The 14,498-nt window shown below is 44.5% G+C and carries 13 protein-coding genes; 6 read left to right on the top strand and 7 right to left on the bottom strand.

What is annotated here, in order from left to right:
• The first annotated feature begins 74 nt into the window (after positions 1 to 74).
• The gene (locus OH461_RS03160) at positions 75 to 1,400 is read left to right on the top strand and encodes a GGDEF domain-containing protein (RefSeq protein WP_270019176.1); all 1,326 of its coding nucleotides are present in this window, start codon (positions 75 to 77) and stop codon (positions 1,398 to 1,400) included.
• Positions 1,401 to 1,488: 88 nt separating this feature from the next.
• Here OH461_RS03160 and OH461_RS03165 read toward each other — a convergent pair whose 3' ends face one another.
• From OH461_RS03165 to OH461_RS03175, 3 genes are read right to left on the bottom strand one after another with little or no spacing between them, the layout of a single operon-like run.
• Complete coding sequence (locus OH461_RS03165) at positions 1,489 to 2,256, bottom strand: SanA/YdcF family protein (RefSeq protein WP_270019177.1); 768 nt, start codon at positions 2,254 to 2,256, stop codon at positions 1,489 to 1,491.
• Positions 2,229 to 2,552: a DUF3392 domain-containing protein gene (locus OH461_RS03170; protein WP_270019178.1), complete on the bottom strand. Its 324-nt coding sequence runs from the start codon at positions 2,550 to 2,552 to the stop codon at positions 2,229 to 2,231. Before OH461_RS03170 ends, OH461_RS03165 begins: the two co-directional genes overlap by 28 nt.
• Before the next feature lie 51 nt (positions 2,553 to 2,603).
• Positions 2,604 to 4,292: an NAD-dependent malic enzyme gene (locus tag OH461_RS03175; RefSeq protein ID WP_270019179.1), complete on the bottom strand. Its 1,689-nt coding sequence runs from the start codon at positions 4,290 to 4,292 to the stop codon at positions 2,604 to 2,606.
• A gap of 219 nt (positions 4,293 to 4,511) precedes the next feature.
• On the opposite strand from OH461_RS03175, the gene OH461_RS03180 reads away from it, so the two are divergent.
• The 3 genes from OH461_RS03180 (at position 4,512) to OH461_RS03190 (ending at position 8,229) form a co-directional block, all read left to right on the top strand.
• Positions 4,512 to 6,860, top strand: a complete 2,349-nt coding sequence (locus OH461_RS03180; RefSeq protein ID WP_270019180.1) for a helicase-related protein — start codon at positions 4,512 to 4,514, stop codon at positions 6,858 to 6,860.
• Between the two features lie 232 nt (positions 6,861 to 7,092).
• Positions 7,093 to 7,470: a transporter gene (locus OH461_RS03185; protein ID WP_260258628.1), complete on the top strand. Its 378-nt coding sequence runs from the start codon at positions 7,093 to 7,095 to the stop codon at positions 7,468 to 7,470.
• Between the two features lie 129 nt (positions 7,471 to 7,599).
• Positions 7,600 to 8,229, top strand: a complete 630-nt coding sequence (locus tag OH461_RS03190) for an outer membrane beta-barrel protein (protein WP_270019181.1) — start codon at positions 7,600 to 7,602, stop codon at positions 8,227 to 8,229.
• A gap of 54 nt (positions 8,230 to 8,283) precedes the next feature.
• Here the strand turns inward: OH461_RS03190 and OH461_RS03195 are convergent, their stop codons facing one another.
• Entirely contained in the window at positions 8,284 to 9,474 is a 1,191-nt protein-coding gene (locus OH461_RS03195) for an amino acid aminotransferase (RefSeq protein ID WP_270019182.1), read from the bottom strand.
• A 625-nt stretch (positions 9,475 to 10,099) separates the two neighbouring features.
• Between OH461_RS03195 and OH461_RS03200 the strand changes: the two genes are divergently transcribed.
• Positions 10,100 to 10,606 carry a TetR/AcrR family transcriptional regulator gene (locus tag OH461_RS03200; protein WP_270019183.1) on the top strand — a complete coding sequence of 169 codons (507 nt, stop codon included), beginning with the start codon at positions 10,100 to 10,102 and terminating at the stop codon, positions 10,604 to 10,606.
• 135 nt (positions 10,607 to 10,741) lie between these two features.
• Here OH461_RS03200 and OH461_RS03205 read toward each other — a convergent pair whose 3' ends face one another.
• The gene (locus tag OH461_RS03205; protein WP_270019184.1) at positions 10,742 to 11,041 is read right to left on the bottom strand and encodes a hypothetical protein; all 300 of its coding nucleotides are present in this window, start codon (positions 11,039 to 11,041) and stop codon (positions 10,742 to 10,744) included.
• Positions 11,042 to 11,299: 258 nt separating this feature from the next.
• Positions 11,300 to 12,700, bottom strand: a complete 1,401-nt coding sequence (gene asnS, locus OH461_RS03210) for an asparagine--tRNA ligase (RefSeq protein WP_270019185.1) — start codon at positions 12,698 to 12,700, stop codon at positions 11,300 to 11,302.
• Between the two features lie 334 nt (positions 12,701 to 13,034).
• Between asnS and queD the strand changes: the two genes are divergently transcribed.
• A complete protein-coding gene (gene queD, locus OH461_RS03215; RefSeq protein WP_005376896.1) occupies positions 13,035 to 13,397 on the top strand; it encodes a 6-carboxytetrahydropterin synthase QueD in 363 nt (120 codons plus the stop codon).
• A gap of 72 nt (positions 13,398 to 13,469) precedes the next feature.
• Here queD and OH461_RS03220 read toward each other — a convergent pair whose 3' ends face one another.
• On the bottom strand, positions 13,470 to 14,399 hold the full coding sequence (locus tag OH461_RS03220) for a DUF7916 family protein (RefSeq protein WP_270019186.1): 930 nt from the start codon (positions 14,397 to 14,399) through the stop codon (positions 13,470 to 13,472).
• Between the last annotated feature and the right edge of the window lie 99 nt (positions 14,400 to 14,498).

Genomic DNA, 14,498 nt, shown 5'->3' on the forward strand with positions numbered 1-14,498 from the left:
TTTGTATCAAAAATAGGACAACAATGACTAGGGTCTTTCGACTCATATTTCGCTGGTTAGGAAGGTGAGTAACCTTGAAAAGTTTTCACAAGCTCGTTTTCGTCATGACGATATTTTCAGTGACGGCCGTATGGTTACACTGGCTTTATGGCGATACCAAAGTCTTTAAGATTAGTCCCCATCAATTTGAATATGTCGCAACTAACGACCAAGTTCAAAAAGGCGCCTCGACAAGCTCACTGACCCAAACACCACATAAAACCGTTTTAGAGTGCCGATTACAAAATAGCCCTGACTATGCATGGCCGTATTGCGGTCTTTCTATTCATATCCAACCTGAAAACGCGGCAAAAGGCATCGACTTGTCCGATTACCACACTGTGCGTCTAGATATAGATTTTGAGCGTGTGGATAGCGATGAAAAGCCAACAATGCGCTTTTATTTACGCAACTTTAATCCCGCTTATTCAAAGATCGATAACGAGTATACGCACAAATACAATGGTTTAGACTATCGCCTTGGTGATTATAGTGAGCCACTTGAGATTCCTTTAAAAAGTCTTCAAGTGCTTACGTGGTGGCTGGTGGATAATCAAATTCCGATTAAGCATTCCTCGCCAGAATTCAATAACATCAATCGTATTGAATTTGCTACCGGTTCTGGCAGCCCTGAAGGGAAATATCAATTAACCGTCAATAGCATAGAGTTTATTGGTGAATATATTGCTGGCGAAGACCTAATGATGGGGCTACTTATCATGTGGATACTCACTGGTATAACCTACAGCGTCCATGAGATTCGTCACAGCCGTAAACTGATTGCAGACACAGAGCATCGCCGTCAAAAACTGAAAACATTAAACCGTAATCTGCGTGAACAGAACGTTCAGTTTGCAGAGATGGCTCATCATGATCCACTGACGGGGGCGATGAACCGCCATTCGATTCGCGAATGGTTAGACAAAGAATTCGTCGCAACCGATGGCAGTAACTTAGAACTGTCGGTTATCTACGTCGATATTGACCACTTTAAACAGGTTAACGATCAGTTTGGTCATAAAATGGGTGATGACATTTTACGTGAGTTCACTATGGTGATTCTAGGTCAGCTGCGAGTGACCGATCGCCTAGTGCGTTGGGGTGGTGAAGAGTTTGTCATTTTCAGCCCATTCACGTCCCTTGACCAAGCAGTGATTGTCGCGGAACGCTTACGCCGTAAAATTGCGCAGCACATTTGGGTACATGGTGAAGTGTTGACCGCGAGTTTAGGTGTTGCTGATTTAGGTGACGAGAGCCCAACAGATATGTTGGCAAGAGCTGACGAAGTTCTTTACCTTGCGAAGCGTAATGGACGTAACCGAGTGGAAGTCGCAGACCGCGCATCCGAAGCAATGGTTTAGCAGCAGATTGGTTAGAAAGTAAAAGGATTCGAAAGCTAAGAGATTAGAACATTAAAAAGGTGACCATGAGTCACCTTTTTAATGGGTTTCATTCAGCGATTGTCGGCTGAGCGGCACTTTGGCTTGTGTCTGAAACTGGCTCAGCTTTAGAGATGGGCTCTTTAGGGCCAAGAAATTTAGGCTGTGTACCAATTAAATAAAGATCGATGAACGCTTTGGTACGGGCGAACACCTCACGAAAGCGGACTTTGAATCCTGAGTGAGAGCTTGGCCCCGGGACAGCAAAACAGCGGGCGTTGATTTGATGATAATTCGCGATATACAGCGCGCGCTCACAATGAAACTTTTGCGAGATGATCAAAAAGTTATCGGTATCGAAAATCTCTTTTGCGCGAATGATGGAATCGAGAGTACGAAAGCCAGCATAATCAAGATAGATACGTTCTTCTGGGATCTCAGCTTTGAGTAAATCACGCTTCATCGTCCATGGCTCGTTGTAAGAGCGATGGGCATTATCACCACTAAGAATGAAGTTACTGACTTTTTTGTCTTGGTAAAGTGCAATAGCGGCATCGATTCGGTTGGTGTAATACTCGTTTAGGGTACGGCCTAAGTATTTACTCGTACCTAGTACGACAGCGACTTCGTGAGGCTTCACTTCGCTCGCGTCGAAATAGAGTTGACCCTGAGTTTGATTACTCACCCATCGATCAATTGAGATAACAGCGGCAACGCCTAATATGGCCAATACTAATATTGTCCAAAGTACTTTCTTGCATCGAACAAGAAAGCGGGATTTAGGAGAGCGGTGGTAAAAAATCTTTCTCACTAGATTTGTCGATTCCTTTGTGCCCAAAGCCCTATCAAAATAAAGCTCGTCAATACTATGCAAAACATCATGCCATAAGGTAAGTCGCGTAATGTCCGCGCTAGGTAAGGGGATGCTTTTACTATGATTAAGCCGTAACCAAATGCATTAATCAATACAAAGACTACCGTTCTTACGACAAAGTTCTGAGTTCGTAGCAATCGACGCAGATTGGCGTTGATCTCACCGCCAAACATTACTAATGCACAAGCAATAAGAGCGGTAGATATTTCACTTAAGTATGGGGCGATGTAACGCCCCGCAGGGGCTAAAAATTCCAACATGTTTATGACCAAAGCAAAAAGCCCCTAGATAAGGGGCTTTGAGTAGGGAGATTAGAAAGCTGTGCGTTTGTAACGACGGTACACAGGTTGCCAGAAGTGAGCATCGATCGCTTCTTCCAGTGCTTCGTCGGTAATTTCTAATGCGACGCCTTGTTCAATGGCTTTCTTCGCGACTGCGAAGGCAATTTTCTTCGACACAGAATGAATCGCTTCCAGTGGCGGCAGTAGTGCGCCTTGACCATTAATGGCTAGTGGTGAACACGTAGCCAGCGCGCGGCTTGATTCCATAAGCATTTCGTCGGTTACACGACGCGCTGAAACCGCCAACACACCTAAGCCAATGCCTGGGAAGATGTAGCTGTTGTTACATTGTGCGATTGGGTACGTTTTACCATCATGAACCACAGGATCAAATGGGCTACCAGTTGCGACTAACGCTTCACCGTTTGTCCAACGAATGATGTCATTCGGTGTTGCTTCCACACGGCTTGTTGGGTTTGACAGTGGGAAAATAATTGGACGTTCGCAATGCTTGTGCATTTCTTGTATCACGTCTTTACTAAATAGACCCGGTGCACCAGATACGCCGATAAGTACTGTCGGCTTAGCATTACGCATGACATCAAGTAGCGAATAAGCGTTGTTGTCAGTTTCCCAACCTTGAGTGTTGTCAGATTTTTGAACTAGCTTCTGTTGGAAGTCGAGAAGGTTTGGCATACCTTCTTGTAGCAGACCCCAGCGGTCAACCATGTAAACTTGAGAACGAGCTTGCTGATCAGAAATGCCTTCAGAAACCATCTGAGCAATGATTGCTTCTGCAATGCCACAACCAGCGGAGCCTGCACCCAAGAACGTGATACGTTGATCGGATAACTTGCTGCCTGCTGCCTGACATGCTGCCAATAGCGAACCTACCGTAACCGCAGCTGTACCTTGAATATCATCATTGAAGCAACAAATACGATCTTTGTAGCGCTCAAGTAACGGCATTGCGTTTTTCTGAGCAAAGTCTTCAAACTGAATAAGAGCATCCGGCCAACGACGTTGAACCGCTTGAATAAACTCTTCAACAAACGCGTCGTAATCCGCACCTGTGATACGAGGATGACGCCAGCCCATGTACATTGGGTCAGCAAGACGTTGCGGGTTATTCGTACCCACATCAAGTACGATCGGCAAAGTGTAAGCAGGGCTAATACCACCACAAGCGGTATACAGAGATAGCTTACCAATTGGAATACCCATACCACCGATGCCTTGGTCACCAAGGCCAAGGATACGTTCACCATCCGTTACAACGATCACTTTTACGTTGTGATTTGACGCGTTGTTTAGAATGTCATCCATACGCTCACGGTTAGCGTAAGAGACAAACAAACCACGACCACGACGGTAGATGTTAGAGAAGTTTTCACATGCCGCACCAACCGTTGGCGTGTAGATGATAGGCATCATTTCGGTGATGTGGTTTTGTACCAAACGGTAGAAAAGCGTTTCGTTAGTATCTTGGATGTTACGTAGGTAGATATGTTTATCCATATCACTTTCAAAGCTACGGTATTGTTGATACGCGCGTTCAACCTGTTCTTGGATGGTTTCAGTGGTTTCTGGCAGCAAACCTTCTAAGTTAAAAGAAATACGTTCTGAAGCAGTAAAAGCACTGCCTTTATTAAGAAGGGGGGTACTAAGAAGCGCAGGACCAGCAAAAGGGATATACAAAGGGCGTTTGTCGTTATTCATTACGAACCTATTAATTTCGACCCATAGTTGGGCAGGGGGAACAGGGAAATTGTTACTATTGTAAACTGCTATGGGTAATCTCGACAACAATCACAGCGCAGAGTGAGAGATTGATTAGAGGAATAGTGCGATCATTTACCTATGAGAATGGGGTGAGTTAAAAAACTCACTTTTCAGCGTGTTATACTGACGCCAATTATTGCTTCCTTTCTATTAACTATGCTCCAACTTCCTATCGATTCCTTAAAATCTGATTTTTTAAACTTGCTTAAACAGAGCGACCTTATCGTAGAAGCCGAAACCGGGTCTGGCAAATCCACACGCTTACCGCTATGGGCTGCAGAGTATGGTCGAGTGTTGGTCGTTGAACCAAGGCGTTTGGCTTGTACCTCTTTGGCGGAGTTTCTTTCTAAACAAGCGGGGCAGGCGATAGGAGAGAGCATTGGCTATTCAATAAAGCTTCATCATTGTGCTAACGAGCAAACACAAGTGATGTTTGTTACTCCAGGGGTTGCGCTACGGTGGATGAGTGAAAACCAGTTGAGTGACTTTTCTACCATCATTGTGGATGAGTTTCATGAACGTCGCTGGGATACCGACCTATTAGTAGCGTTGTTGAAACAGAACAAACAGCATCGAGTAGTGTTGACCTCGGCAACCATAGAGGGTGAAAAACTTGCCGCGTATCTGGGCGCGAAAAGGCTGCATGCCGAAGGGCGTGTTTATGATGTCGCGATTGGCCATCGAGCGAAGGAGTCTCGCCAACTGCCAGATGCGCGTCATTTAGAGCAAAGAATACGCCAAGAAGTGGAAGCACTATTACCTGATTGTCAGGGGGATATTCTGGTCTTTCTACCGGGAAGAAAGGAGATAGCACAATGCCAATCGGCACTGAGTCATATTGAAGAGATTATCGTGGCGCCGCTTCATGCGTCGGTCACTAACCAACAGCGTGATATTGCGTTAAATCCGCAAGGTAAAACCAAGGTGGTACTGGCCACAAACGTTGCCGAAACCTCATTGACCATCGCCAACATTGTCGCGGTGATTGATTCAGGTTTAGAGCGCAGAACCGAGCAGCGCAACGGGCGCACAACCCTCAGCTTGAAACATATTTCAAAATCTAGTGCTAAGCAGCGCGCAGGCCGAGCAGGCCGTGTCATGGATGGTCTCTGCATTCGCCTGTATGGTGAACACGCTGCACTAAGCGAAGTGACACCACCTGAAATGTTTAGAGAGTCACTAACGGAGGCGATGCTGGCCTCAGCGAGTTGCGGTATAGCTCTAGATCAATTGGAATTTTTACAACCTTTACCAGTGCGATCAATGGAACAAGCGAAAACGTTATTGCTGGCAATGAACGCCATTACGCCTCAAGGGTTCGCAACTGAGCATGGTAAAAAGATTTATCCGCTGCCTATTGATGCACTGTTGGCTGACCTTGTAACACGCATGCCAACCAAAGCGTTGCAAGAAGTGATGATTGACTATACGGCAATATTAGCAACGCCCGGCAAATTGTATCGGTTAAAAACCGGAGAAGAACTTCGTGAGCAACTAGCGTTGCAAGAGCCGCTGGGTTGTGACGGCCAACTCGCGATAAAAATCATTCGTGGTGAAACCTTACCGGGAGTCGATGTGGATAACGAGGCGCTGAATGAAGCGAGAGCGTTATCATCTCAGATGCGTGAGGTGTTTGAGTTACCACAACTAGACGTAGCATCTCGTTATGAGCATCGCCAATGGGTAAACGCCATTGCTACTTTGCATCCAGAGTTGGTGTTTGTGCGACGTGAGCGCAGGCAAGAAGCGTTCAGTAATGGCGGGTTAGAAGTTGTGCTAGGCAGAGAAAGTCGCTTTTCAGCGCGCTCTGAAGGCGCAATTGTATTAGATACTCACAGTTTACCGGGGCGAGGAGTAAAACAAACACTCACCTTAGCGACGCAGATGATGCCATTTTCATTCGAGCAGATGAAGGCGTTAGATATTGGCGAATGGCAGCAAGGTGAAACGGTTTGTGAAGATGGTTCTACTCAAGTAGAGATGCACTTGGTGTACGCTGGTCGGGTTATTGCTCGGGAGCTGCAACAAGCCGAGGGTGCGTTGGCGATTAAGCCAATGCTAGAGGCTGTAAAAAGTGGTGATGCACTGCAAGGGTTTTATTCGCAGCGTAAACAGCAAATCGAACATTGGCGTTTATACGTTGAACTCGGCTTGAGCGACGAGGTAAAAGATCACCAACAAGTAACTTTTGAAAGCTGGTTTACCGAGCAGTTAATCATGCTAGAACTGGACTCCATGGAAGATCTTGAGTTATTCAGTGATGACGATTTTCAGTTCGAGGGAATCCCATATTGGGAGTATGAAGAGTTTGCTCAAACCTATCCGTTTACACTTTTGCTCGGGGATTTAAATTTAGATGTTGAATATCATGCGGATAAAAAATTAGTTTACGTAATATACCGAGACGGTCTAAGAAAAGGCGACCCTAAGAGGTGGGAGCTCCCACGCTGGAAGGGCTGGCGAGTTCAGTACAAAAAAGCGAGTCGCATCATCAATGTCGTTTAACGGGATGGGATCCTTTCTTGTTTTTTGGAATGGATTATTTTGGTAGCGTAAATATTAAGCAACTGATTCCTTATATAATTGTCTTGTTCACGGTTTGTTACCGCTTTGGTTTTTATATAGCTTTTCTGCTGAAATTAGGGGTATAAAAGACTATTGTTTTATATCCTATTGCTATATGAAGAATGATGTCCGATATTAAATTCACTGTGTTGCCGCGATCACGGGGGATGATATGGAACATCAAGGCAAGGCATGTGTGGTATTTGATTACACCTCTTTTCTAGGCGCTTCTTGTAGTAAGAAATGGACATTTCTCGAAGCAATTAGCTCTATTGCACCTATCTTTGGGCTAGCATGGAAAGACGGTATCAAATCACAAGAGACGGCCGAAGAGCGTTTATGGAATCAAGCCATGAAGTCGCTCTCTGCGAGTCGAAGTGATGAATCGAATATTCATACGCTGTTAAAGCTTGCAAAAACGGAGGGTATTCACGAAATAAAACTTGTCATGCCATACGAGCTAGAACAAGAACAAATAGAGCGATTAAAAAAACGTTCAAAAGTGGATATTCAAAATCTTCAACAAGATGAATTAATGATTACTTTTTAAGAGGCCCTATTTGGGCCTTTTTTATTTTTACTACTGCGTTTTTGCCACAAAACCCACATAAATATAACCGCTTATAGGCGAATTTCTTAACTGTGCACTACGCTGATCAAAAACAGTGTGAGGTCAGTTATGCGCATAAATCCACTCAAAGCATTGCCCGTTTTCGGTTGTTGTATGTTCGGTCTCGCCTCGCTGCCTGCGGTGGCGATGGTTGATCCACCTAAGTATTTCTACGCGGATTTAGCGGCAGGGGCATTGGACGATGATATTGGGACAAACAGCAATGTGACCGCATTGAGCGTCGGAGGCGTTATGCCAATTAGCTTTGGCTTGCTTGCTAGTCTCGATTATTCGGCGCGGTTTATTCATCCTGACGAAACCACGACGGAAATTTACACCTTATTACCCGGCGCTGGTTTGCAGTTTAATCTCGCTCAAAATCTCGCGATGCAGGCGTTAGTTAAGGCTGGTATGCAGTGGGCTGAGCAGACCAATGATCTAACCAATACCACCTTGTCTAGCAGTGACGAATTTACGTGGGGCGGTGAGCTAGGTTTAATCTACCAGCTTAATGAGAGGTGGAGTGCCATCGCTGATGTTGAATGGAATCGCAGTGATATTATTGACGTCGATGCCTACTCATTACGCGCTAATTATCGGGTTTCTCCGCGAATTAGCTTTGGCGGATTTTATACGCATCGAAATTCTGGTGACAGTACCACCAATGAGGGTGGTGTGTCGTTAAGAGTCCATTTCTAAATAAAAAGAGCCAGCAAAGTGCTGGCTCAATATCTATTAGGTGGTCGCTTAGTGTTATAGAACCGCAGCGATACCTTTACATAGTGGTAGCATGTTGTTTTTGGTCATGCCCGCTACGCTGATACGGCCAGAGCCAACAATGTAAATACCGAACTCTTCTTTTAGACGGTTTACTTGATCTTTTGTTAGACCAGAGAACGAGAACATACCGTTTTGACGTTCAATGAAGCTAAAGTCTGCATCGACACCTTGCTCTTTTAATGTAGCGACAAACAGTTCACGCATCTCTTGAATGCGGTCACGCATTTCTTTTACTTCTGCTTCCCATTCTGCACGAAGATCGGCATCGTTCAAAATATATGTCACAACTGCACTGCCGTGCGCTGGTGGGTTTGAGTAGATAGAGCGAATGATGGCTTTAACTTGAGAGAACGCAGTGGTTGCTGTTTCTTCACTTTCTGCCACTAGCGTGAACGCGCCGACACGCTCGTTGTAAAGGCCGAAGTTTTTAGAGAATGAGCTAGCAACTAGGATCTCTTTGTTGTACTTAGCAAAAGTACGAAGACCAGCGGCATCTTCTTCAACACCCGTTGCAAAACCTTGGTATGCGAAGTCAAACAGAGGTAGAAGTTGTTTTTCAGCAATCAGTTTTGCCAATGTTTCCCATTCGTCAGCTGTTGGATCGATACCTGTTGGGTTATGGCAGCAGCCGTGAAGAAGAACGATATCACCTGCGTTTGCTTTCTCTAAATCAGCCAGCATCGCTGAAAAGTCTTTGTCTTTCGTTTCAGCGTTGTAGTAGCTGTATTGCGCGGTTTCAATACCAGCAGCGGTAAATACGCCATTATGGTTCGCCCAAGTTGGGTTACTGATCCAAATCTTCACATCGCCTAGTTGGCGTTTAATGAACTCGCCAGCAACGCGAAGAGCGCCAGTACCACCGGGAGCTTGTGCGGTTTTCGCACGTTTAGAGGTGACGATTTCTGCTTGTTCACCGAATAGTAGTTTTTGTACTGCTAGGCCGTATTCCGCCGTACCTTCGATCGTTAGGTATGACTTGGTTTTTTCGGTTTCAACCAGTGCTGCTTCTGCTTTTTTTACTGTAGCGAGGACGGGTGTTTCACCTTGCTCGTTTTTGTAAATGCCAACACCTAAGTTGATCTTTTCAGCGCGCGCGTCTTTTTTAAACTCTTCAGTAAGCCCGAGAATAGGGTCTGCTGGTGCAGCTACTACTTTTTCAAACATAATCGTCATCCATGTAAAGTCGAAGGGAAAAATACTTCGAATATTTATACCTTTATGAAGCCATACTGACAACAGCTAGCACAAATAAAATGCAAATTTATTCATTAGTCTGCTTTGTTTTCGGATTAAGGGGGGAATTTATCTATTTGCATAGCAGTGATTTATCCAATTACTCGTAACTTTTCCATCACTTTTAAAGTTTTAGTTATAAGCAGTTTTTGCAGAAAACTCAGGGTTAAGGCCATATCCCATCGGGGATTTTGGTGTATCTATAAGGAATGGTTATGGGGTGAAAAGCTCAGTTTTACTTGATTGACGTACAACAGCTAAATAGCTCACTGCTTTTGGGAGCTAAATTGAGGGACGGTTAGTCATTTTGAGCTAGAGTTTATAGCAAAGGGATGAAGAAGTTTGAGCAAAGGAAGCGGGCTTACGCGCCCAAGGCCGAAATGATTAAGTGCAACTTGTTGCTTTAACACTTTTTAGGCATTCACCTTAATTTATAACTGTATTATACTGAACGCGATACCTTGGAGTGCTCATAAGTTACTGATTAAAAAGAAATAGATTTAATTTAAAAATAGAGTTTATTGGGTATAAATACCAAATAGAGTTAGGAGTCGTAATGCCGAGGATTTCACAGAAAGAGAAGGATCGTAATAAAGCACAGTTTGATGCAATGATCGTTGATTTGTTTATTACTAAAGGTTGGGATTATATCACCCATCGCAGTGTTGCCGATGCTTGTGGTGTGCCTAAGACCACCATGCAGAATTACTATCCAACCAAGGAAGATTTTGGCGTAGTGATTACGAAGAAATTTCGTAAAATTAGCGGAGAAAAGTTCGATAAAACAAGTGTCGAAGGATTTCGTCAATCCTGGTTCTCACTCATTAACAAAGATGAGATGTTTGAGCAATTGGTTCGAATTTATATTAGTGTGATCATGAGTGGTAAAGACAGTGAAGATGCATTAGAACCGCTGCTCAAACTTAGAAAAAATATGATGAAGCACATGAGTAAGCATGATGCTGAAATGGCGATTTCAGAGATGCTTGGTGGTGTGTTGGTTCATAAAGCGCTACTAAAGTACGATGGTAGCCAATGGTGCAACGAAGAAAACCATGCTTAATGGGTGCTGGTACTGATTAAGCATTTGCTCTATTTATAAATTCAACTTTTAAGTTGTGCGGAATGACCCTATAGAGAAAAGCCTCAAGAGTTTGTGTAATTCTTGAGGCTTTTTAGATTTTTAATTCACCACGGATTATTTTTTAAGGTCAATTTCTGATTCGTGAGCATTTGTCTCGAAATCTGGGTTTGATGACATCTTATCACTTGCCCATTTATTCAAATGACTCAAAATCGCTTTTACCGCGTGCTTTTGAGTTGGAGCTTCATCCGTTTTCACCGCAATTTCTTCTTTAGGGTGTGTTCCGGTTGCATCTTCAGCAATGTGCAGCCAATCAGGGTGCCAGTAGTACGGTTGGCCTGAAGGGGTAGACCATGTGTGCACGCCGTTGGTTTCACCTTTATATTCGATATTGGATTCGTCGTATTTTTTCATTGTTATTCTCACCAGTTATTTGCTGACTTTATTGACCAACCTTGGTCTCGTTAGCGCAAGCGTATTAAACGATAGGTTAATTATAGAACCTGAGCTAAATGTAATATACGTTGTGAGAAAGAAAGTGATCTCATAGCCATTATTGAAGTTTGTTGACTAAGAGTAGGGGAATAGTAACTAAAGCTGTGGATTGGCGAACGTAGCATAACAAAAAAAGCCCTCTAAAAAGAGGGCTTTAAATAGTCTTATTCGTTCAGATTAGAAGTTAGCTGAACGTGGAGTACGTGGGAATGGAATCACGTCACGAACGTTACCCATACCTGTTACGTAAGACACTAGACGCTCGAAACCTAGACCAAAACCAGCGTGTGGCACTGTGCCGTAGCGGCGTAGGTCGCGGTACCAGTTCATGTGCTCTGGGTCGATGCCGATTTCACGCATGCGATCATCTAGAACGTCTAGACGTTCTTCACGCTGTGAACCACCGATGATTTCACCGATGCCCGGTGCAAGAACGTCCATAGCTGCAACTGTCTTACCGTCGTCGTTTAGACGCATGTAGAAAGCTTTGATATCTTTCGGGTAGTTCTTAACGATAACTGGTGCTTTGAAGTGCTCTTCAGCTAGGTAACGTTCATGCTCAGAAGACATGTCGATGCCCCATTCAACAGGGAACTCAAACTCTTTACCAGAATCTAGAAGAATTTGGATTGCATCTGTGTAGTCAACTTGTGCGAAGTCAGAAGAAACAAATTGCTCTAGGCGAGTGATTGCTTCTTTATCGATGCGTTGAGCGAAGAACTCAAGGTCATCACGACACTCTTCAAGTGCAGCTTTGAATACGTACTTCAGCATATCTTCAGACAGCTTAGCGATGTCTTCTAGATCTGCGAACGCTACTTCAGGCTCAACCATCCAGAATTCCGCTAGGTGGCGGCTAGTGTTTGAGTTTTCAGCACGGAAAGTAGGGCCGAATGTGTAAACTTTGCTTAGCGCACAAGCATACGCTTCGCCGTTAAGCTGACCAGATACCGTTAGGAAGGTTTCTTTACCGAAGAAGTCTTCGTTGTAGTCCACTTTACCTTCTTCTGTGCGAGGTAGGTTTTCCATGTCTAGCGTAGATACGCGGAACATTTCACCAGCACCTTCTGCATCAGAAGCTGTGATTAGTGGCGCAGAAACCCAAAAGTAACCCTGCTCGTGGTAGAAGCGGTGGATTGCTTGAGATAGACAGTTACGTACACGTGCTACCGCACCAATGACGTTAGTGCGCGGACGTAAGTGCGCCACTTCACGTAGGTACTCAATAGAGTGACGAGTTTTTGCCATTGGGTAAGTATCTGCGTCTTCAACCCAGCCCACAACTTTAACGTCAGTGGCTGCTAGCTCGAAGTCTTGACCTTTAGCAGGAGACTCTACAATCTTACCAGTTACTTCAACAGAGCAGCCTGTGGTTAGCTTAAGTACTTCGTCTTCGTAATTATTTAGATTATTTGGGACCACGGCCTGAATCGGGTCGAAACAAGAGCCGTCATAAATGGCAAGGAAAGAGATTCCAGCTTTGGAATCACGACGTGAACGAATCCAGCCGCGAACAGTGACTTCACTGTCTACTGCTAGCTTACCGCTCAAAACGTCTGTTACAGGCGCGTAAGTCATGTTTAAAATAATCTCCATTGAGGTAAAAATTCAACCCAATGTCTTTGGCGACGATTTATGGTTGGATGTGGCCAAAAATTCGTCAAAACATTGGGTTGGCGATATTTTTTAATCGAACCTCCATATTACCTGTCAAATCCAATGCTTCAACCTTTATTGTCAAAATGCTTGCGATAATTTCATTATTTTCAGTGATGGCTTTGTTTTATGAGTAGAAACTGGACGAAATCGAGCTTGAGCAATCGATGAAATAAGGGGATGTGGGGAGATTGACTTGTCAGCACTGGTTGAAATCCTTAGTATTGCGTCACTTTTATAAAGCCTGAGAATTAAGATGAAAACAGAATTGTACAAAGAGTTTATGTTTGAGGCCGCTCACCACTTGCCTCACGTTCCAGAAGGGCACAAATGTGGTCGTCTGCACGGGCACTCTTTTTTAGTTCGTCTTTATGTAGAAGGCGAAGTTGATCCCCATACAGGCTGGGTAGTGGACTTTGCTGAAATCAAAGCGGCGTTTAAACCTATATACAACCGCTTAGATCACTACTATTTGAATGACATTGAAGGTCTTGAAAACCCGACCAGCGAAGTGCTAGCAAAGTGGATTTGGCAGCAGCTAAAACCATCACTGCCACTGTTAAGCAAAGTGGAAATTAAAGAAACTTGCACCGCAGGTTGTATTTACAAAGGCGAGTAATTCTTTGCCGCATTAGATAAAAAAGCCAATCGAGAGATTGGCTTTTTTCGTTTAAGGGTTACGCGCTTTTTATTATCGACACACTGAGCGAGCCATACGTGTATAGGTGTGGCGTACACCACGAATGGTAATGCTGTACTCGCGAATGTTTTCTGGTGCGGCAATACCAATCGCGCAGCCAGTGTCGCCAATATGATGTAGGTCTGCGCCAGCCATCTTACTCATTAACGCGATTTGGCGGATGGTTTCAATACCAGCCCCTTCTTGCGATGTGCCAATTGCCGTCATCGCCATAATGCCAATATCATGTGCGTAATCGATCAGGCTGGCAGCATATTCCGTCGTGATGCCTGCGACTGTACCCGGCGCAGGAATCAACACAATATCTACGCCATTGTCGGCAAACTCTTTAACATCCTCTTTGGTGATGATTTTCTCGCTGCCAGAGCGAAGAATGCCAGCAGCATGCATTTTGCCCGCAATTAATACCATGTCTTTGCCAACCGACGCTCGGATAGATTTCAGACTGTGTGAGATGGCTTCGTTACTCACACCATTGCCCGGGTTACCTGTCACGGTAATAAAGCGCGCGCCCATGTCATACAGTTTTTTGGCGTTTTTCCCGGTGGCTAAACGACCAGCGGATACCTGCCAGAACTCTTGGTGGGTTGGCTCAAAGTCAGGGGCAACCGCTTCAAGGTTAACGCCAACTGCACGGCCAGTATAATGCGCCAATTCAGAGAGTAAGTTTTGAGGCTCGATGCTGTCAGGCATACCTTTGATTTCAGGTTTGTCCGCATCGAACAGGTTGAGTAGAAGTAAGTCAGCACCTTGGCTCGCGGCTAATTCTGCGTTGCTGACTGAGAGCAGCATTGGCTGTAACGCGCCAATAGTTTCGGCCATGATGATGCGACCTTCACTCATGCGAAGAGAGTCTAGGAGAGATTGGCCTTGAAGCTGTTTGATTTCTGAAGCTGAACAATCTAAATATCTTTTTGTCATAACGAATCCTTAATGCACCATAACGCTCATTAGCCAAATAGCTAATGGCTTAGGTAAATGAAAACTGCCAAAAGGGTAGCAACTCCCAGCATGTTATTC

Source organism: Vibrio sp. LaRot3, assembly GCF_027587025.1.
GTDB lineage: Bacteria > Pseudomonadota > Gammaproteobacteria > Enterobacterales > Vibrionaceae > Vibrio.